Origin of the sequence: Pseudomonas sp. 13159349, assembly GCF_013305685.1 — a bacterium.
GTDB lineage: Bacteria > Pseudomonadota > Gammaproteobacteria > Pseudomonadales > Pseudomonadaceae > Aquipseudomonas > Aquipseudomonas asiatica.
Window position 1 is genome coordinate 3301763 of sequence record NZ_CP045553.1, and the last position, 19848, is coordinate 3321610.

Annotated in this window: 12 protein-coding genes; 8 read left to right on the plus strand and 4 right to left on the minus strand. The window is 64.5% G+C overall.

Annotated features, from left to right (window positions below; genetic code table 11):
• Positions 1-325 precede the first annotated feature (325 nt).
• From GEV38_RS15425 to GEV38_RS15440, 4 genes are all read left to right on the plus strand, one after another.
• A complete protein-coding gene (locus GEV38_RS15425) occupies positions 326-4153 on the plus strand; it encodes a leucine-rich repeat domain-containing protein (RefSeq protein WP_054572563.1) in 3828 nt (1275 codons plus the stop codon).
• A 148-nt stretch (positions 4154-4301) separates the two neighbouring features.
• The gene (locus GEV38_RS15430) at positions 4302-5921 is read left to right on the plus strand and encodes an NADP-dependent glyceraldehyde-3-phosphate dehydrogenase (protein ID WP_015270555.1); all 1620 of its coding nucleotides are present in this window, start codon (positions 4302-4304) and stop codon (positions 5919-5921) included.
• 110 nt (positions 5922-6031) lie between these two features.
• Positions 6032-6505, plus strand: a complete 474-nt coding sequence (locus tag GEV38_RS15435; RefSeq protein ID WP_054572564.1) for a VOC family protein — start codon at positions 6032-6034, stop codon at positions 6503-6505.
• A gap of 56 nt (positions 6506-6561) precedes the next feature.
• Entirely contained in the window at positions 6562-7743 is a 1182-nt protein-coding gene (locus tag GEV38_RS15440; protein WP_039614693.1) for a hypothetical protein, read from the plus strand.
• A gap of 232 nt (positions 7744-7975) precedes the next feature.
• On the opposite strand, the gene ilvA is transcribed toward GEV38_RS15440, so the two are convergent.
• A complete protein-coding gene (ilvA, locus tag GEV38_RS15445) occupies positions 7976-9535 on the minus strand; it encodes a threonine ammonia-lyase, biosynthetic (RefSeq protein WP_081013950.1) in 1560 nt (519 codons plus the stop codon).
• A gap of 181 nt (positions 9536-9716) precedes the next feature.
• The gene (locus GEV38_RS15450; protein WP_003259966.1) at positions 9717-10148 is read right to left on the minus strand and encodes a PACE efflux transporter; all 432 of its coding nucleotides are present in this window, start codon (positions 10146-10148) and stop codon (positions 9717-9719) included.
• A 193-nt stretch (positions 10149-10341) separates the two neighbouring features.
• Here GEV38_RS15450 and nrfB point away from each other — a divergent pair, with 193 nt between their 5' ends.
• From nrfB to GEV38_RS15470, 4 genes are all read left to right on the plus strand, one after another.
• Positions 10342-12516: a cyclic di-3',5'-guanylate-activated glycosyltransferase NrfB gene (gene nrfB, locus GEV38_RS15455; RefSeq protein ID WP_013972834.1), complete on the plus strand. Its 2175-nt coding sequence runs from the start codon at positions 10342-10344 to the stop codon at positions 12514-12516.
• Complete coding sequence (locus GEV38_RS15460; RefSeq protein WP_015270559.1) at positions 12513-15518, plus strand: phage receptor; 3006 nt, start codon at positions 12513-12515, stop codon at positions 15516-15518. Before nrfB ends, GEV38_RS15460 begins: the two co-directional genes overlap by 4 nt.
• The gene (locus tag GEV38_RS15465) at positions 15518-16357 is read left to right on the plus strand and encodes a DUF4434 family protein (RefSeq protein WP_015270560.1); all 840 of its coding nucleotides are present in this window, start codon (positions 15518-15520) and stop codon (positions 16355-16357) included. The genes GEV38_RS15460 and GEV38_RS15465 overlap by 1 nt, the downstream gene beginning before the upstream one ends.
• Positions 16358-16480: 123 nt before the next feature.
• A complete protein-coding gene (locus GEV38_RS15470; RefSeq protein WP_015270561.1) occupies positions 16481-17572 on the plus strand; it encodes a diguanylate cyclase in 1092 nt (363 codons plus the stop codon).
• Between the two features lie 116 nt (positions 17573-17688).
• On the opposite strand, the gene GEV38_RS15475 is transcribed toward GEV38_RS15470, so the two are convergent.
• Together GEV38_RS15475 and GEV38_RS15480 are read right to left on the minus strand one after the other, a co-directional pair.
• The gene (locus GEV38_RS15475; RefSeq protein ID WP_013972839.1) at positions 17689-18987 is read right to left on the minus strand and encodes an ATP-binding protein; all 1299 of its coding nucleotides are present in this window, start codon (positions 18985-18987) and stop codon (positions 17689-17691) included.
• 6 nt (positions 18988-18993) lie between these two features.
• Entirely contained in the window at positions 18994-19695 is a 702-nt protein-coding gene (locus GEV38_RS15480) for a response regulator transcription factor (RefSeq protein ID WP_003259958.1), read from the minus strand.
• Positions 19696-19848: the final 153 nt, after the last annotated feature.

The window sequence follows — 19848 nt, forward strand, 5'->3', positions numbered from 1 at the left end:
CCTTTGAGACACAGCATGGTCAATCGGAAAAGGACAGCAATTCAGTAAAAAGCACGTATCATGTTGATATTCGGAAATTATCCAGAAACCCCCATATCAATTAACAATTTAAGGTGCGCCCAAACACTTTATCAAGTGGCACTTTGATTGCATTTCCTTAAAGCTTCCTCACGCCATGTAAAGTTTCATGACGTCAAATTTCCTGCATGAATGGCCGATTCAGACAGCGAATTTCCATCCATATATCCAAGCCGCGTTATCCCATTACCACTCGCCTGTCTGGAATTGACGTTTGATGCCCCCTTTGCCTGAAAGGAGCGTCGACATGCCAGCCATCAATCCCCATCAACCCCTGCTTCAGGCGCAGCTGCCGCACTGGGCTCGCCAGGTAACGCCCAATCAGTGGGCCGCGTTGAAGCGAACCCAGGTCGCCCCGTGGAAGAGGCAGGACTGGTTCGCCAATGCTGCCCCCGACCTGCGTGAAGCAGCGTGTGCCAGCCAGGCGCGCCTGATGCAGGCGCAAGCAGCCTTGGCCAACTCACTCAAAGGCCTGAAACAAATCACAGAATTTGCCGAGCCATTGCTGCAACGGCGTCTTGCCGAACACGGCTTCCACGCGCAGCTGCGCAATAGCCAGCTATTGCGGGTCGAGCGCAACTGGCACTGGGCCGCCCTGCGCTATCTATTCAGCCATCGACGCGACAACTTGCTGCAGGCCGCGCTGCAGAACTTCGCCAGCGACGAGGTGTTCACTGCTGAAAGTGCCATTGCCCTGGGCGATAACATTCACGTCACGCCGATTCAGATACAAGGCGCCGTCCCTGTTGGCATGCAAGTGCCCATCGCCCACTTTCCATTGCAGTCGGAGCACTACCAGGTGGAACGGCTGCCACTCGCACCGGCCGCTTTCGCCACCCTGTGCCGTGACCTGGACCTGGGCAAGGCTTACCAGGCCCACCTGGAACAGCACCTCGCCCAACCCGCCATACGGGGCTTGGCCATCAGGGTGCAGAAAGACCGCCTGCGCCTGGCGGCCGACCTTGCCTATATGCGGCACCTGCTTGATGGCAGCACCCTTGACCAGATCGAACGGCTGTTGCAGGGTGGCACCGTACCGTGCTGGCAACTGGCGCTGTTCGGCACGCCCCTGCACGAGGTCATGCTGATCGATGCCGGCGGTGCGGGGCTGGCGCTGTATCTGCCCGGCCATGACCCGGCCCTGCGCCAATGCAGCAACCTGGACGCGGTACACGACACGCTGGCGACCTTGCTGCTGGAGCCCGATGCCCGCCAAGCCTTCACGGCCTACATCAGGCAGGACCAGCGCACGCACTTTCTCGACCTGTTGCAGCAGAACCTCGACGCCACAGGCAATACTGCCTATGACCGCCCTTGGCAGCGCGCAGCGCAAGCGGACCTGCGTCCCACACGCGTGGCCATCACGGCCGAGCCTTTCGGCCACTACCAGGACCTGCACCTGGCCCGCCTCAAGCACGAAGCCAGCCTGCTGGCGGTCCCCACCGCGATGGCCGATGCCAACGCGCGGGCCAGGCGCCTGGATGAGTGGGAAAACCTTGGCCTGGATGCACTGAATATTGCCGCGTTCTTCATCCCAGGTGCAGGCACCCTGATGCTGGCCGTCACGGCCTGCCAACTGCTCGGCGAGGCCTTCGAAGGCTACCAGGCCTGGCATGAAGGCGACCGTCACCTGGCGCTGCGCCACCTGGAGGCGGTTGGCCTGAACCTGGCCCTGATCGGCGGCTTCGTGGCGGCGGGCAAGGTGGTACCCAAGCTGTTCAACAGCCCGTTGATGGAAAGCCTGCAGCAGGTACGCGGCAGCGACGGGCGCTACCGGCTCTGGAATGAAGACCTCACCCCCTACCGCAGTGCCGTGACACTGCCGCAAACCCTGCAGCCCAATGCACTTGGCCAGTACCTGTACCAGGGCCGGTATTTCATCCGCATGGACGGCCAGCTCTTCGAACAACGCTTTGACCACAACCTGCAGCAATGGCGGGCCATTCACCCCGACACGCCCGATGCCTGGCAGCCACCGCTGGCGCACAATGCCCAAGGTGCCTGGCGCGGCCAGCATGAACAACCCGGCCAGTGGCCATTCGCGAAGCTGGCGCGCCGTCTTGGCGAGGCGTATGCCGCGTTCACACCAGAACAGCTGGCTAAGGCAGGGCGCCTCTGCGGCATCGACACCGCGCGCTTGCGCCGGGTGCACCTGGAAGGCCAACCAACGCCCCCGCTGTTGCTCGATGCCCTGCAACGCATGGCGGCACAGGCCGAGGTCGAGGCGTTGGCCGACAAGGCCACGCCGGGCCTGTTCGAGCGCCTCTACAACGGCAGCGCGCCCACCACCCCGTCAACGCAGAAACTGCTCGCTGCCTATCCGCGGCTTTCCCCTGCCCTGGCCACGTGTTTGCTGACACCGCTGGGCGAGGCTGAATCGCTCGCCTGGCAACAGCAGGGTCAGCTACCCATTCAGGTTCGCCAGGCACTGGAACAGGTGCACAGCGAGCTGCCCCTGGTACGCGCCCTGGAGGGTGTGCTTCAGCCGGCCCGAGCCAGCAGCGACAGCGAACGCCTGCTGTTCAGCGCCCTGGATGCCATGCCCGACTGGCCTGCGGACCTGCGCCTGGAGCTGCATGGCGCAAGCCCCCAAGGCCCTTTGCTGGAGCATGTCGGCAGCGACCAGGCCAGCACACTGCGCCGTGTGATCAAAACGACCGAAGGCTATGAGGTCGACCGGGGCGAGCGCCCTGCACCTGGACCGCGTGATCCGGACCTCTGCCGTGCCATAGAGCAGGCACTGCCACGCTCGCATCGCGATACGCTGGGTTTCCCGACGGCCGATGGCAGCTCGCTACGCCAGCGCGTACTGGGTTGGGTCGACCTGCACAGGCAGACACTGGCCCAACGCCTCTGGGGTCATCGCGCGCTGCTGCGCAAGCCCATGGGCAGCTTGCGCGGCGGTCGGCCGCTTGACCCCGAACCGCCTCAGCCGCGCCTGGCAGGCTCGCTGGCCGGGGCCTATCGGCGCTTGTTCCCCGACGCCACCGACTGGGAATTCGAAAACTGGCTCGGCAACGACGAGGACAACCCGTACGTCGATGACATTCGCTCACCCACACAGCGGCTGCACGACCTGCAGCAGCGTCTGGATACTTTGCGCCGCGACCTGCATGAATGGGCCCGGCCCGATCCGCAGCGCCCTCACCAGCGGCACCTGGCCATCCGCCCCATCCTCAACGCCTGGCGGCGGCTGTCGACCGTAGCGCTTGAAGGGGGTGGCAGCCTGCACAGCCTGGACCTGTCCGGCCTGGAGCTGGACAACCAGGACTTGGCCAGCCTGGCCTTGCCAGACGACTTCACCCATGTGCAGCACCTGTCACTCAGCTACAACCGTTCGCTCAGCCAGTTGCCAACCGGGTTCTACGAGCGCTTCCCCAACCTCAATCGCCTGCTGCTGGCCGACTGCCGGTTCGACACCGTGCCCCGCCTGGGTAACACTGAGCACCTCGCCTGGGTGGATCTGGAAGGCAACCGCATTACCTGGAGTAGCCAAGCCCAGCAGGCACTGAACCGCTGCTCCGGGCTTGTAGTACTGGACCTTTCGGGCAACCCACTGCTGCAGGCCCCGGACCTGCGCGGGCTGGCCTACCTGAGGACGCTGTTCCTGAACCACTGTGCGCTCAGCGAATTGCCGCAAGGCCTGGATCAGATGATCGAGCCCATCATCCTGGACATTGGCGACAACCAGCTGCTGCGGCTGCCTGACGGTTTCAACGTACCACGGCCAGTCGCAAACGCCCTGCGTCTGGAAAGCGAATGGCTGGGTTCACCAGTGCTTGCGCAGATCGAGGCCTACAACGCGATGCACCAAGTGGACCTGCTGGTGTGCGAAGGCGACTACCTGGAATTCTTCGAACAGACCGGCCCGGCCGAAATGGCCCTGTGGCAGCGATTGCCGCTGCAGTATCGGCGCGACCTCAGGCCCTTGCTTGAACTTGAACCGTTCGTGTCCCGCCCACGGCAAGCCCGTGCAGAGTTCTGGCGGCGCCTGGCCCTGATCGACGCAGACCCGGCCCTGCGCCAGCAATGGTTGACGCACCCACCCTATGACCTGTTCAACCTCCCGCTTTGACAGGGATACCGATGCCTGCCTGTCCAACAGGCAGGCGCGGGTGGTCATGTTAGGCCAGACTGGTGTTTTTCCGGCGAGCGGTGCATGCTCGCTGCTGAAGCGTTTCACCCAGCTCGAAACCCACCCAGCAATGTGAGGTGCAGTACCCATGGACCGTCTGCTCGATTCACTCTTCCCCAGCGCCGAGGACATCCCGGAAACCTGGCGCCTGGAAGCCCCCCTGGAACAACGCGACTACCTGGTGAACGGTGAGCTCAGGCGGTGGGACGGCCCACTGGCCACAGTGCGCAGCCCGGTCTGGCTCAAGGAAGGCGACGATGAGCACCAGGTGGTGTTGGGCAGCGCTCCACTGCTCGATGCCGACACCGCGCTCACCGCCCTCGATGCCGCCGTGCAGGCGTACGACAAAGGCCGTGGCGCCTGGCCGAACATGCGCGTGGCCGAGCGAATCCAGCATGTCGAAACCTTCCTGGCGCGCATGCGCGAGCAGCGCCAGGCCGTGGTCAAGCTGCTGATGTGGGAAATCGGCAAGAACCTCAAGGACTCGGAAAAGGAATTCGACCGCACCTGCGACTACATCGTCGATACCATCAACGCCCTCAAGGACCTCGACCGCCGTTCCAGCCGCTTCGAGCTGGAACAGGGCACGCTCGGCCAGATCCGCCGAGCACCGCTGGGCGTGGCCCTGTGCATGGGCCCATACAACTACCCGCTGAACGAGACCTTCACCACGCTGATCCCGGCGCTGATCATGGGCAACACCGTGGTGTTCAAGCCGGCCAAGTTCGGCGTGCTGCTGATTCGGCCGTTGCTCGAAGCCTTCCGCGACAGCTTCCCGCCGGGGGTGATCAACGTCATCTACGGCCGTGGCCGGGAAACGGTGAGTGCGCTGATGGCCAGCGGCAAGGTCGATGTGTTCGCCTTCATCGGCACGCACAAGGCCGCCAGCGACCTGAAGAAACTGCACCCGCGCCCGCACCGGTTGCGCGCCGCGCTGGGGCTGGATGCCAAGAACCCGGGCATCGTGCTGCCCCAGGTGGACCTCGACAACGCCGTCGAAGAGGCCGTCACTGGTGCGCTGTCGTTCAATGGCCAACGCTGCACGGCGCTGAAGATCCTGTTCGTGCACGAGGATGTGGTCGATGCGTTCCTCGACAAGTTCCAGCGCAAGCTGGCCGCGCTCAAGCCTGGCATGCCTTGGGAGCCTGGCGTGGCGCTGACACCGCTGCCCGAGCCCGGCAAGGTCGACTACCTCGATGGCCTGGTCGCCGATGCCACCGCCAAGGGCGCCCGCGTGCTCAACGAACGCGGCGGGCACAGCCGTGGCTCGTTCTTCTACCCCGCCGTGCTGTACCCGGTGAAGAGCGACATGCGCGTGTACCACGAGGAGCAGTTCGGCCCGCTGGTGCCGATAGTGCCCTACCGCGACCTGCAGACAGTGATCGACTATGTGCTGGACTCCGACTACGGCCAGCAACTGAGCCTGTTCGGCAATGACCCGGCGACCATCGGCAGCCTGGTCGACATCTTTGCCAACCAGGTCGGGCGCATCAACATCAATGCGCAATGTCAGCGCGGCCCCGACACCTACCCGTTCAACGGCCGCAAGAACAGCGCCGAAGGCACCCTGTCGGTACACGACGCCCTGCGAGTGTTCTCTATCCGCACGCTGGTCGCGACGCGCTTCCAGGAGGCCAACAAGGAACTGATCAGCGAGATCATTCGCAACCGGCAGTCGACCTTCCTGACCACCGACTACATCTTCTGACCGCCACGCTTATAGAGAATCGATCTATCACCCCTGTCGATTTTCCATCTGCGCAAACGACTCTAAGCAAAAGGGCGCCAACCGGCGCCCACTTCCAAGGAGAGTCGAACATGGCAGCCAAACCCATTCCCGAAGGCCAGCACAGCATTACGCCCTACCTGGCCATCAACGACGCCGCCCAGGCTATCGAGTTCTACAAGAAGGCCTTTGGCGCGGTGGAAATGTTCCGCCTCGATGCCCCTGGCGGCCGCGTTGGCCATGCCGAGCTGAAAATCGGCGATTCGTCGCTGATGCTGGGCGACCCCTGCGACATGGAAGGCGGCCTCACCGCCAGCCAGAAGCTCAGCGGCGCCAGCGTAGGCCTGCACCTGTATGTCGAGAACTGCGACAAGGTCTATGCCCAGGCCCTGACGGCCGGCGCCACCCAGCTGCGTGCAGTGACGGACCAGTTCTACGGCGACCGCAGCGGCACCCTGAAAGACCCCTTCGGCAACATCTGGTTCGTTTCCACCCACAAGGAGGACCTGACCCCCGATGAAATTCGCGCCCGTGCTGCGAAGATGTTCGCTGGCACTGCGCAGTAAGTTGAAAGCGGCGCCACTTTGCTTGAAGCTTGGGGCTCGTAGCTGGGAGCTGCTTCATGCGAATCATCGACAAAACCGCCGCACAGGTCCGTAGCCTGACCCCTGCAGAAGAAGAGCTGCTGGTCGGCTTTGCCACCGGCAGCCTCACCGGCCCGCGCCTGCTGCAGGCCAACCAGTTGCTGATGAAGGTGCGCAACGCCAACCAGTGGCTGGCCTGCGATTGCCGCAACGATGCCTTGCCGGTGCTGAATGTCACCCTCAACGGCAGCACCGGTACGCTGTTTCTCAAGAACAACCCGGGAACTGCCGAACACGCGCCTGGCTGCCCGTTCACCAAGGACGAGCGCGAAGCGACCGAGCGCGAGAACGACCCCGCGCCACCTGCTGCCTGGCTACCGCCCGACACACCGTTGCGCCTGATTGGTGATTTCCGCAGCAGCACCACCAGCAGTGGTGGCGACGGCAGCGAACGGCGTGAACAACAGCGCCTGCTGTCACTGTTGCTGACCTGGATCGAGACCAGCGGCCTGAACCTGTATGCCACGCACCTGAAAAAGGACCTGACCGGGCAGTTTGCCGAGTTGCGCAGCGTTGCCAGCCGCTATCCGCTGCTGGAACGGGTGCCCGCAAGCAACTACCTGGAAACCCGCCTGGACATGAAGCACATGATGATGCTCAAGTCCCGCCTGCGTGAAGCCACGGTGTTCGGCAACCACCGCCGCCACGGCCTGCTGCTGGATTGCGTGGACCAGATCAAAGGGCGCAAGCTGTTCAATAACCGAAGTGAAGACGGCTTCGACTTCCAGGGGCACCACCTCTACTGGGGCGGCAACCGCACCAGCGGGCCATTGCTGGCGCTGATGCTCTATTCACCGACCAGTGCCGGCAGCCATTACTACGAACTGATCCATGTGGCCAGCGTGCCGGTGCTATCGCGTGCTCATCTGTTCCCGGTTTACCGCGATGAAGAACGCGAGCCGCTCAAGGCCCTGGTGTCGCTGGTCGACTGGATGGCCGGCAAAGGCGTGAAAGTGCAGATGCGCCGGCCGGTGATCGGCGGCCAGGTGATGGACGAACTGGTAATGACCTCGGACCAGGACCGGGTGTTGTCGGTATCGTTGCTGGAGCAGCCAATCGGCCCCGAACCGGATACCGAGAACTTCAAGCGCTACGCCGACTTCAAGAGCCTGGAAACCTTCCGCAAATTCGTCGCCGGCTTCTTCATGCGTGAGCGCTGAGCCCCCTCTACCGGCACACACAAAACCTTGTAGGAGCGGCCTTGTGTCGCGATGGGCTGCAAAGCAGCCCCTGCCATTCATGCACTAGTGCTGAAACCCAGGGGCCGCTTCGCGGCCCATCGCCGGCAAGCCAGCTCCCACCTGGACCGCACCAACCTCAAGCCATGCGCCGTCCCTGTGGGAGCGGGCGTGCCCGCGAAGAGGCCCATACAGGCTGCATGAGGTTTGCGTATCAACCCAGGAACAGCTTGTAAGCCGGGTTGTCGGTCTCATCCCAGTACCGGTACCCCATCTCATCCAGCGCCAGCGGCAACCCCGCCAACTCATCCCCCGGTACTTCCAGCGCCGCAAATACCCGTGCTTCTGCCGCGCCATGGTTGCGGTAATGGAACAAGCTGATATTCCAGCGCTTGCCAAGCCGTTCCAGAAAGCCCAGCAAAGCACCCGGGCGCTCGGGGAATTCGAAGCGCAGCACCCGCTCGTCAGCCCCGGGCGCGGCATGGCCGCCAACGGTATGGCGCACATGCAGCTTGGCCAGTTCGTTGTCGGTCAGGTCCAGCACGCTGTAGCCCTGCTCACGCAGGCTGGCCAGCAACTGCTCACGCGGGTCGTGTAGTGGGTGTGTCTGCACCCCAACGAACAGCCGCGCCTCCTTGCCAGGGTAATAGCGGTAGTTGAACTCGGTGATCTGCCGCTTGCCCAGGGCCTGGCAGAAGGCGCGGAAGCTGCCCGGCTGCTCCGGAATGGTGACAGCGATGATCGCCTCGCGCTGCTCGCCCAGTTCGGCACGCTCGGCCACATGGCGCAGGCGGTCGAAATTGACGTTGGCCCCGGAGTCGATGGCCACCAGGGTCTGCCCCTGCACGCCGTCGCGCGCCACATATTTCTTGATCCCCGCCACGGCCAGGGCGCCTGACGGCTCGGTGATCGAGCGGGTATCGTCGTAGATGTCCTTGATCGCCGCGCACAGCTCGTCGCTGCTCACGGTCACCACTTCATCAACGAAGTGCCGGCACAACTCGAAGCAATGGGCGCCGATCTGCGCTACCGCCACGCCATCTGCGAAGGTGCCGACCTGCGGCAGGATCACCCGCTCACCGGCCGCCATGGCAGCCTGCAGGCAGTTGGAGTCCTCCGGCTCGACGCCGATCACCTTCACCTCCGGGCGCAGGTACTTCACATAAGCGGCAATACCCGCGATCAGACCACCACCGCCCACTGGCACGAAGATGGCGTCCAGCGCACCCGGGCGCTGGCGCAGGATTTCCATGGCCACGGTGCCCTGCCCGGCGATCACATCCGGGTCGTCGAACGGTGGCACGAAGGTGGCGCCTTCGCTGTCGGCCAGTTTCAGCGCATGGGCCAAGGCATGGGGGAAGCTCTCGCCGTGCAGCACAACATGGCCACCTCGCGAACGTACCCCTTCCACCTTCAGCGACGGCGTGGTGGTAGGCATGACGATGGTGGCCTTCATGCCCAGGTGCGATGCCGCCAGGGCCACGCCCTGGGCATGGTTGCCCGCAGAGGCGGTGATCACCCCGCGCTCGCGCTGCAGGGTACTCAGCCGTGACAGGCGGGTATACGCACCGCGGATCTTGAACGAAAAGGTAGGCTGCAGGTCTTCCCGCTTCAGCAATACCTGGTTGCCCAGGCTGGCAGACAACGCAGGCGCAACTTGCAAAGGCGTTTCGATGGCCAGGTCGTACACCGGGGCGGCAAGAATGCGCCGCACCTGCTCCGACAGCAGTTGCTGGGGGGTGACGGTAGAACGAGGGCTGACGAAGCTGGTCATCGATGACTCCTTGGCTGTGTTCACGTTGCCCAGGAGTCAGAGAGAAGAAACCCGCCTCCAGGGCGGGTTCGGTGCACGTACGCGCTAGCCCGCCAAACTGATAATGGCGGTAATAATAATGGCGTTGACGTGCTGGAAAGTTTTCATGGGGTAGGAACTTAGCCGGTAGCGCAGCACAAAGTCAACACTTGGCCTGCTGCGCCGAAAGCGGCACATCGAACACCTTGTCGAAGCCCCACTGGAAGACAAACGCATAAACGAAGAAAAACACGAACAACGCCAGGTTGGTCAGCAACGCCGCCCACAGGCTGACATCCAGCCAGTACGCCACCAGCGGCAGCAGGATCAGCACCAGCCCGCCCTCGAAGCCCAGCGCATGCAGCAGACGCCGCAGGAAAGTGCGCTCACGCCGGTGCTGGCGCGCTTCCCAGCGTTCGAACACCCAGTTGTAGGCCATGTTCCAGCTCATCGCGATGCCCGACATCAGCACCGACAGCACGGTCGACTGCGCCATGCCGGCACCGAACGCCAGCTCCAGCGCGGGCGCCACGCAGGCGACGGCGATGGCCTCGTAAAGGATGGCCTGGACGATCTTGCGTGCCTTGCCTTGCATGTTCAGCTCCCTGGGTAAACGACCTGTAAAACTACAAGAAGTGGCCCACAAGAAAAAGCCTGAAATTTGGACAACCCCGCGTTCGGCTGCTTGTATCTATCCAGTACAAACGGCAGCAAGTCGTACAACTTCGTCCAGGGAATCGAACGAGGATAAAGACGATGGCCCACCCCTTCCTGTCGGTGACCGGCAAATGAGCCTGGTATTCATCGACTTCCTCACCTACGTGCTGTTCGGCCTGAAGATCCTCGCGATCATCCTGGCCTCGCTGATGTTCCTGCTGGGTCTGGATGATCTGTTCATCGACCTGTGCTACTGGGGCCGCAAGCTGATCCGGCGCTTTCGCATCTACGACAAGTACGAGAAAGCCGACGAAAAACGCCTGTTCGAGGTACCGGAGAAACCGCTGGCCATCATGGTCCCGGCCTGGAACGAAGTGGGCGTGGTGGGCGAGATGGCGCGCCTGGCTGCCTCGACCATCGACTACGAGAACTACCAGATCTTCGTCGGCACCTACCCCAACGACCCGCAAACCCAGGCCGATGTCGACGCCGTGTGCCTGCACTACCCCAACGTGCACAAGGTGGTCTGCGCCCGCCCCGGCCCCACCAGCAAGGCCGACTGCCTGAACAACATCATCGACGCGCTGCTGCGCTTCCAGCAGGACGCCGGCATCGAGTTTGCCGGTTTCATCCTGCACGACGCCGAGGACGTGATCTCGCCCATGGAGCTGCGCCTGTTCAACTACCTGCTGCCGAACAAGGACATGATCCAGATCCCGGTGTACCCCTACGCACCGGAATGGAAAGGCTTCACCGCCGGCCACTATGTCGACGAGTTCGCCGAAAACCACGGCAAGGACGTGATCGTGCGCGAGGCCCTGACCGGCCAGGTGCCCAGCGCCGGGGTCGGCACCTGCTTCAGCCGCCGCGCCATCAGCGCGCTGCTCGAGGACGGCGACGGCATCGCCTTCGACGTACAGAGCCTCACCGAAGACTACGACATCGGCTTCCGCCTGAAGCAGAAGGGCATGAAGTGCATTTTCGCCCGCTACTCCATCACCGACCCGGCGCTGACCCTGAAGCAGGAATGGCGCCCGGGCATGAGCCGCGAATTTTCCCAGGTGATCTGCGTGCGCGAGCACTTCCCGCGCGACTGGCAGCATGCCATCCGACAAAAGTCGCGGTGGATCGTCGGCATCGTGTTCCAGGGCACCAGCAACCTCGGCTGGAGTCGCAAGGGCGCGCTCAACTACTTCCTCTGGCGCGACCGCCGCGGCCTGTTCGCCTACCTGCTGAGTTTCCTGGTCAACCTGTTGCTGCTGGTGTTGCTGGCCATGTGGCTGGTCACGGTGATTGCGCCGGAGTCGTGGCGCTTCATGTCGATCCTCAGCGACAGCTGGCTGCTGACCACCTTGCTGTGGCTGAACGGGCTGATGCTGTTCAACCGCTTGTTCCAGCGCGCCTGGTTCGTCACCCGCTTCTATGGCATCGGCGAAGGGCTGCTGTCGGCACCGCGGATGATGTGGAGCAACTTCGTCAACTTCTTCGCCAACCTGCGTGCCCTGCGCCAGGTGATGGAAATGGGTGACTCGCGGCGCGTGGCCTGGGACAAGACCACCCACGAATTCCCCGCCATCGCTGCCCCCGCCCGCACGCCGCTGGGTCAGCGCCTGGTGGCCAAGGGCCTGATCAGCGACGAACAACTGCAACAGGCGATCACCAGCCCGGTACGCCGGCGCCTGGGCCGCGAGCTGCTGCTGCGCGGCTGGCTGAATAGCGAACAGCTGGTCGCCACCCTGGCTGAGCAGATGGACCTGCCCTGGGCGCCGCTGAACCCGTTCAAGCTCGACCCGCAGCTGATCGCCAAACTGCCGCGCAAGCTGGCGACGCACTATGGCGTGCTGCCGGTGGCCGAAGACGGCGACACGCTGGTACTGGCCAGCGAAAGCCCGGTGAGCCAGGTGTCGCTGGGGGTAATCAGCCGCCACCTGAAGCGCCCGGTCAGCGCCCGCCTGGCGCCCCAGGGCCGGGTGACCCTGGGCCTGCGCTACCACTACCCAAGCCCCTGGCAGAAGCCGGAAACCCGCGACATGCTGGCCATCCTCGAGCGTCACCAGGACGACGAAGTGCTGCTGGAACAGGTCAGCCATCACCAGGTAATGCTCGGCGCCCTGCTGCAGGTGCGCGGCATGGTCCCGGTCACTTTGTTCAACCAGGCGCTGATCGACTTCGACCCGGAACACCAGAGCCTCGGCGAGCACCTGATCGCCCGCGGCATCATCACCGAGCAGGTGCTGCAGCAGGCGCTGATCGAACAGGCCAGCGAACAGCAGGCCGCCTTTGACCTGACCCGGGAGGTGGCATGAAGCCGCGCTTTTCCCTCACCTTCACTGGCTTGTTGCTGTGTTCCGCCGCCCTGCCCTGCGCCGCTTCGGCGCCGATGACCGACTTTCAGCGGTTCACCAGTTACCCGTTCATGGAGCGCAGCTACCGCGAAGCGAAGAAGGACAACTGGGCCGAGGTCGAACGCCTGACCCGCCACGTGCTGGGCCGGGTGCCGAACAACGACGAAGCGCGTGCACTGCTGGTGGAGGCACTGGCTCATCAGCGCCGCTACAAGGAGGCCGAAGCCCTTGCCGAACAACTGGGTGACAGCCCCGAACACGCCAACGCCCTGCTGGAACTACGCTTGACCTGGATCGAACAGGACCCACCGCCGGCCAGCCAGGTGGAACAATGGCTGGCCAGCAGCGACGGCGCTCAACGGGTTCGCCTGTGGCAGGCCTACAGCCTGAGCCTGGCCAGATTCGGGGGTGCTGCCAGGGCGCTGGACTGGCTCAACCATCTGCCGCCACAGGGCGACGGCCAAGTGCTGCGCCTGGCCCGAGCCAACTTCGCCGAACAACTGCGCAACTGGAAGGAAACCATCGAGCAGTTACAGCCGCTGGCCGAGCAAGGCCAATTGCCTGCGCAGGACTGGCAGCGCCTGGCCAATGCGTATATCCAGCAGGTGGATGAAAAAGGGTTGAACGCGCTGTTGCCCAGCGCCCCTTCCCCCGAAGCAGCCAACCAGGCCCGCCTGGCCATGGCCAACCGCGCCATCGCCGTCGGCCAGAACCAGCAGGCCCGGCATTGGCTGCAGGCACTGCCCGCCGAGCAGTTGAACCAGCCCGAGCAGCGCCAGCAACTGTGGGAGCTGGCCCGCGCAGGCGACGACGCGCCGCTGGTGCAGCGCCTGAGCAACGAACTGCAACGCCCCTGCCTGGAAACCGTCGACTGGCTGTCGCGCCGCGACCCGCAGCTGGCGCGCGAGCAGTTCAAGGGCTGCACAGCCAGCACTGACCCAAAGGCCTACGCCGTGCTCAAGCAACGCCTGTACGGCGACCCGCCCCAGCCCCCGCAACCACGTACCGCCGCCGAGTGGGAGCAACGCTATCGGCAGAGCGGCGATATGGCCGCACTGGAGCAAGCTACCTTCCTGCTGATGCAGCAAGGCCATGACGAACACGCCCGGCAATTGCTGGAGCAGGCCTACGACCGCCACCAAGGCCGCCTTGCACCGTCGCTGCTGCAACGCCTTGGCAACCTGTATGCACGTAACGACGGGCCGCTGGACACCCGCCGCATGCTCGGCCTGGTCCCTCGGGTCGACGCCAGTACCCGGGCCCAGTTGCTCGGCCGCCTTGCCGAGGCTGGCCAGTGCGATGCCGTGCGCCAGGCAGTACCGGCCACCCCGAGCGAACCTGGCCAGTACCGCGCCCTGGGCCGCTGCGCCATGCCCGACCAGCCAGGCGAAGCGGTGGTCTACTACCAGGCCGCCGAGCGCCTGGGCGACAGCGGGAGCCGCCTGCCCCTGGCCTATGCCCTGGAAGCCGCTGGCGACTCCGAAGCGGCCCTGCCCATCTGGCGCACCCAGCCGGACAGCGCCTGGACCGACAACGCCCGCCTCACTGCCGCTCGCGGCGCGTTGAACGCCGGCGACGCACAAGCGGCCCGGCGCTATTGGGACGCCGCCGCACACGATAGCGCCGACGATTGGGCCCTGGGTGCCGCCATCGCCCAGCGCCAAGGCGATTACCAGGCGGCGCTGGGCTTCCAGCGCCAGGCCCTGGCACACAACCCGCGGGCCGACCACTACTACGCGGCCTCCAGCACCGCGCAACTGGCTGGCGACAGTGCCCAGAGCAGCGCCTGGCTGGCAGAAGCCGTGCGCCTGGCTCCCGACCAGCCACGCTACCGCGCCGACTACGGCATGCGCCTGGCCGGCTCGACGGACAAGGCCCAGCGCCGCCAGTCGATCCCCTACCTGGAACGCGCCACCCACGACTTCCCCGAGGACTACCGCCTTGGCGAGACGCTGGCCTTGCGCTACGACGAAGCCGAAGACAGCGCTTCGGCGCGCCGCGAACTGCGCCGCATCCTCGATGTGGAGCAGGACCTGGTCGACGGCGACGACGAATACGGCAGCCTGGAAGCGCGCAAGTACCGCCAGCGCCGCGCCCACGAAAGCCTGTCACGGCGCGACACCATCACCCTGGCCAGCACCTGGTCGCCGGCCGGCACCTCGACCAACGACAAGTTCCTCGACAATGGCCAGCGCAGCGGCACTTCGCGCCGCGCGCAATCGCAGAACGTGCAACTGGCCATGTGGGACCACGCCCTGGGCGAAGAGCCCAGCCGCAACGGCAGCACCCTGTCTGTGTATGGCCGCGTGCTGTTCGGTGGGCAAAGCCGCACCGACTACGCGCAAAGCATGGGTACCGGTGTCGGCCTGCGCTACAAACCATTCGGCCAGGCCAACCTCAACCTGTATGCCGAGCTGTACCACCAGCGTCAGATCGACGAGGAACACTACCGCGGGCTGAGCCTGGGCCAACTGCTTAGCCCCGCCAAGGTCGGCGGCAACTGGGGCGACCTGCGTCACCACGCCGAATCGAGCAACGACCTGCTGTTGCGGGCCACCGCTTCTTTCCTCGACCAGGGCGACTGGCGCAACGACTGGCGGGTCGATGAAGACGACTGGAACGAACGCTTCCTCTACCTCGACGCCGCCTGGTGGACCCGTGCCGGCGACCACGCCTGGCTGTCGCGCTACCAGCAAGGCCACGCCTGGAAGCTGCCGGGCAGCTCACCGCAAACCATCATGCCCTATGGTTTTGTCGAGTTTTCCAGCCAGGACCCGAGCAACGACTGGCGCCAGGACGCTCGGGCCGGGGTGGGCGTGCGCTGGCAATGGTGGTTCGATGACGACCGCTACAATGCCTACCGCGGTTCGCTGAAAGTGCGTGCCGAATACCAGCAATCGCTGGGCGGCAATCTATACGAGCGCGCCAATGGCGTGCTGGTCGGTGCGGAGATGACCTTCTGATGCGTACGTTCCTGGCCCTCTGCCTGGTTGCCCTGTGCCTGCCAGCCAGCGCCGACCAGCGCCTGTTCTACCAACCCCTCAACCGCGACGCCAATGTCACCCCCGCCCAGTGGCAGCAACTGTGGCACGCCACCGTGGCCCAGGGCGGCAAAACCCTGATCGTGCAGTGGAGCGCCTATGGCGACAGCGATTTCGGCGGTGCCCAGGGCTGGCTGGCCGACAGCCTGCGCAGCGCGCGTGCCCAGGGCCTGCAACTGGTGCTGGGGCTGTACATGGACCCGGCCTATTACCAGCGCATCGACGAGCTGGACGGTGAAGGCCTGAACAGCTACTGGAAGGCGCAGCTGGGGCGCTCGCTCAGCCAGTATCAGCAACTGCGCCAGGCGTGGCAGTTGCCGGTGGACGGCTGGTACCTGCCCATGGAGCTGGACGACCATCACTTTCGCGAGGCCGAGCGCCGGGATGCCCTGCGCAGCCAGTTGCAGGCCTTCAACCGGCAACTGGACAAGCCTTTGCACATCAGTGCTTTCAGCGCCGGCAAACTCTCACCGCGAGTCAATGCCGCATGGCTGGATCAACTGGCCGGGTTGGGCTTGACTGTGTGGTGGCAGGATGGCGCCGGGACCGGGCGCTTGCCCGCGTTGGTGCGCCAGGGTTACGAGCAGGCTTTGCCGTGCCGGGTTGGCGTGGTGCGCGAGGCGTTCCGCCAGGTGAGCGCGCCAGGCCAGGCGTTTCGGGCTGAGCCTGCCCAGCCGAAGCTGGGCGCCGGGTGCCATGCCGAGGCGGTGTTCGACCTGCGTTACCGGCCATGGGCCCGGGGTGTTCTGCCCACCAATTGAGTCCCCAGGCCTGGCCTCTTCGCAGCACAAGGCTGCTCCTACAGGAGAAATGCGTCACCTGTAGGAGCAGCCTTGTGCTGCGAAAGGGCCGGGACCGGCATGGTAGTACTCTCAGGAGCCCGAATGTTCAAGACCATCGAAGCCCACGTTCGCAAACAGGTCGCCCCCGCCGCCCTGCGCGCCGAATTCCGCCAGCACGAATTCGAGCTCATGCGCCCGTTCTGCCTGCTGGTATTCTGCGTCAGCATTCTGATCTGGCTGGTTTTCGACCTGATCGTCAGCTTCCTCGGCGGCCAGGGTTTCACCTGGCTGTCCTATCTGTTCATCACCCTGCTCGGCAGCCTCACCGTGGTACTGCGGTTCACCCGTCGCAGCCATCACTTCGATGTACTCAACCTGCTGTTCATCGCCGCCATCACCCTGGGCATGCGCCTGGTGATCGAAGGCATCCCGGTGGCCCAGCGCCCGGTATGGCTGGTGCTCGGGGTGTCCACCGTGCTGTATGCCGTTTCGGTGCTACCGGTGCGGCGCTGGTCGTTCTTCTGCGCCATGGCCATCACCTGGGTGGTGCTCAACCCGTTCTACCACACCCGTATCGGGCCGGACGAACTCGAAGGCGCCATGCTGATCAGCTACGCGGTGTTCCTCAGCGGCCTGGTCATCTACAGCTACCTGCAGATGCGCAAGGCCAAGCTGCACAACTTCTACCTGTCCAAGGTGCTGCTGGACCAGGCCTATGTCGATGCCCTGACCGAAATCCCCAATCGCCGCTCGTTCATGGCCCAGGCCGGCCACCAGCTGCGCCTGGCCACGGCCGAGCAGTACCTGGCGATGATCGACATCGACAACTTCAAGCGGGTGAATGACCGTTTTGGCCATGACGTGGGCGATGAAGTACTCAAGCGCGTGGCCCTGCATATCAAGGCGAGCATGGCCGGTTACGAGTTTGCCCGACTGGGTGGTGAGGAATTCGCGATCTTTTTCCAGGGGCTGGACCAGCAAGGCGCCGAGCAACGAGTGGCGGCGCTGTGCCAACGAGTACGTGAAGATGTTGGCGAACACCCGGTAACCATCAGCATTGGCCTCACCCGGGTGGACCAGGGCGACAGCCTGACCACGGCGCTGGTGCGCGCCGACCAGGCGCTGTACGAGGCCAAGCACAGTGGCAAGGACCGGTTTGTGCTGTGGTCTGCCCGGCTGGCAGAAAGTGATTAGCAGGCCCGGCCCTTTCGCGGGTAAACCCGCTCCCACAGGTGCTCCACAGTGTTTGAAATCTGTACGGCTCTTGTAGGAGCGGGTTCACCCGCGAAAGGGCCGGCACAGGCACCCAATCACCCGGCAGGCAAGCGAATCCGGAACTGCGCGCCACCCAGCGCCGACTGCGCCACGGTCAAGGTGCCACCCTGCCCCTCGATCGCCCGCCGGCTGATCGCCAAGCCCAGGCCAAACCCGCCGGTATTGCGGTCACGGCTACGGTCCAGGCGGTAGAACGGCTGGAAAATCCGCTCGCGCTCCTCCACCGGAATACCAATCCCGTCATCCTCCACCGTCACCAGGCAGGCGCCATCGTCTTCCAGGCGCAAACGCAGCAACAGGCTCTCGTCGCAGTAACGCATGGCATTGCGCACCAGGTTCTGCACCGCCCGTGCCGTCAGCCGTGGGTCCAGCACAAAACGCGGCAGATCCCCCTCGGCCCGCACCTCCCACTGGATACCCCGGCCATCGAGTTCCTCGGCAAAGCCGCCGAGTACACTGTCGACCAGTTCCAGCAACGACACCTCGACCCGCTCGCGGGCCTGGTCGGCGTTGTACAGCCGGCTGTAGGACAACAGCTCCAGCACCAGCTCATCCAGCTCACGCACATGCCCCACCAGCTCCAGCAGGCGCTTGCGGCTGGCCGGCGGCACTTCGTCGAACAGCAGCACCAGGCCGAAATCCAGCCGGGTCAACGGCGTGCGCAACTCGTGCGACACCGCATTGAGCAGCTCGCGCTGCTGGTTCACGTGGCGTTCCAGGTCACTGGCCATGGTGTCGAACACCCCAGCCAGCTCACCGATGTTGGAGTGCGGCGAGATGTGCGTACGCTCGGCCATCTGCCCCTGGCCCAGGCGCCGGGCGGTTTCCTTGAGGCGCTCCAGGTCGCGCCAGTGCGGCCATACCCACAGCAACAGGCAACCGAGCATCGCTGCACCGATCAGGACGGTCACACCCCACGACAGCACGTTGATATCCAGCGGGTCTGGCGGTGAGTGCAGGCGCACCAGCCATTCCTTGTCCAGCGGCGCCAACACCGTCTCGTAGTAGCCCCATTCGGCAATGCGCACGGCGTACAGGCCGTGCTCCAGGCGCGCCTGCTCGTCCTCGCTCAGGTCAGCCTGGTCCATGCGCAGCAGTTGCAGTTCCAGCGGCGCGAAATCACTGGCCAGCTCTTGCTCCACCGCCGGCCACTGCTCACGCGGGGCCTGACGGAACTGGCGCACGATCAGCGACTGCACGCCCTTGGCCTGGTCCAGGTTGTAGGCCATGAAGCGGTCCTGGAACAGGCCGACGATGGTGTCGGGGATGAACAACAGTGCACCGGCATAGGCAACGATGATCACCAGGTACAGCCGCACCAGAATCTTCAGCATGGGTGGTCAGCACTCCCACTCGACACGGCTGAACAGATAGCCCTTGCCCCACACGGTCTTGATCTTGCGCGCTTCGCCGGCGTTATCGTCGAACTTGCGCCGCAGCTTGGAGATGGCCACGTCCACCGAGCGGTCGGTGCCGTTGAACTCGATACCCCGCAGTTGCTGCAGGATGCGGTCGCGGTTCAGCACTTCGCCGGCATTGCGCGCCAGTACCACCAGCAGGTTGTACTCGCCGCTGGACAGCTCCACCTCTTCGCCACGCCAGCTCACGGTGCGCTCGGCCAGGTCGATGCGCAGGCCACCGATCAGGATCAGGTCGTTGTCCAGGCGCGGCTCGTTGACGCTGCTGCGACGCAGCAGGGTACGCACGCGGGCCAGCAGTACACGCGGTTCGCAGGGTTTGGTCACGTAGTCGTCGGCGCCCATTTCCAGGCCCAGGACCTGGTCGTGGCTGTCGTCGCGGGCGGTCAGCATCAGGATCGGCAGGCCCTGCGACTCCTGGCGCAGCAGGCGGCACAGCTGCAGGCCGTCGATGCCCGGCAGCATCAGGTCGAGGATGACCAGGTCGGGCTTTTGCCGGCGGTACTCGTCAAGCACATGATCGCCACGGGCGATCACCTGGACATGGAAGTCATTGCGTTGCAGGTAGCTGGCGATCAGTTCGGACAGGGCGCTGTCGTCTTCGACCAGGAAAATATTCGGCATAGGCGCTTGAGAATCTGGGTTGGGGTAAGACCTCACCGGCCTCTTCGCGGGCTTGCCCGCTCCCACAGGGACCCAACAGCACTTGAAAGCTGTGCAGTCCCTGTGGGAGCGGGCAAGCCCGCGAAGAGGCCGGTACAGGAATACTCAGGATAT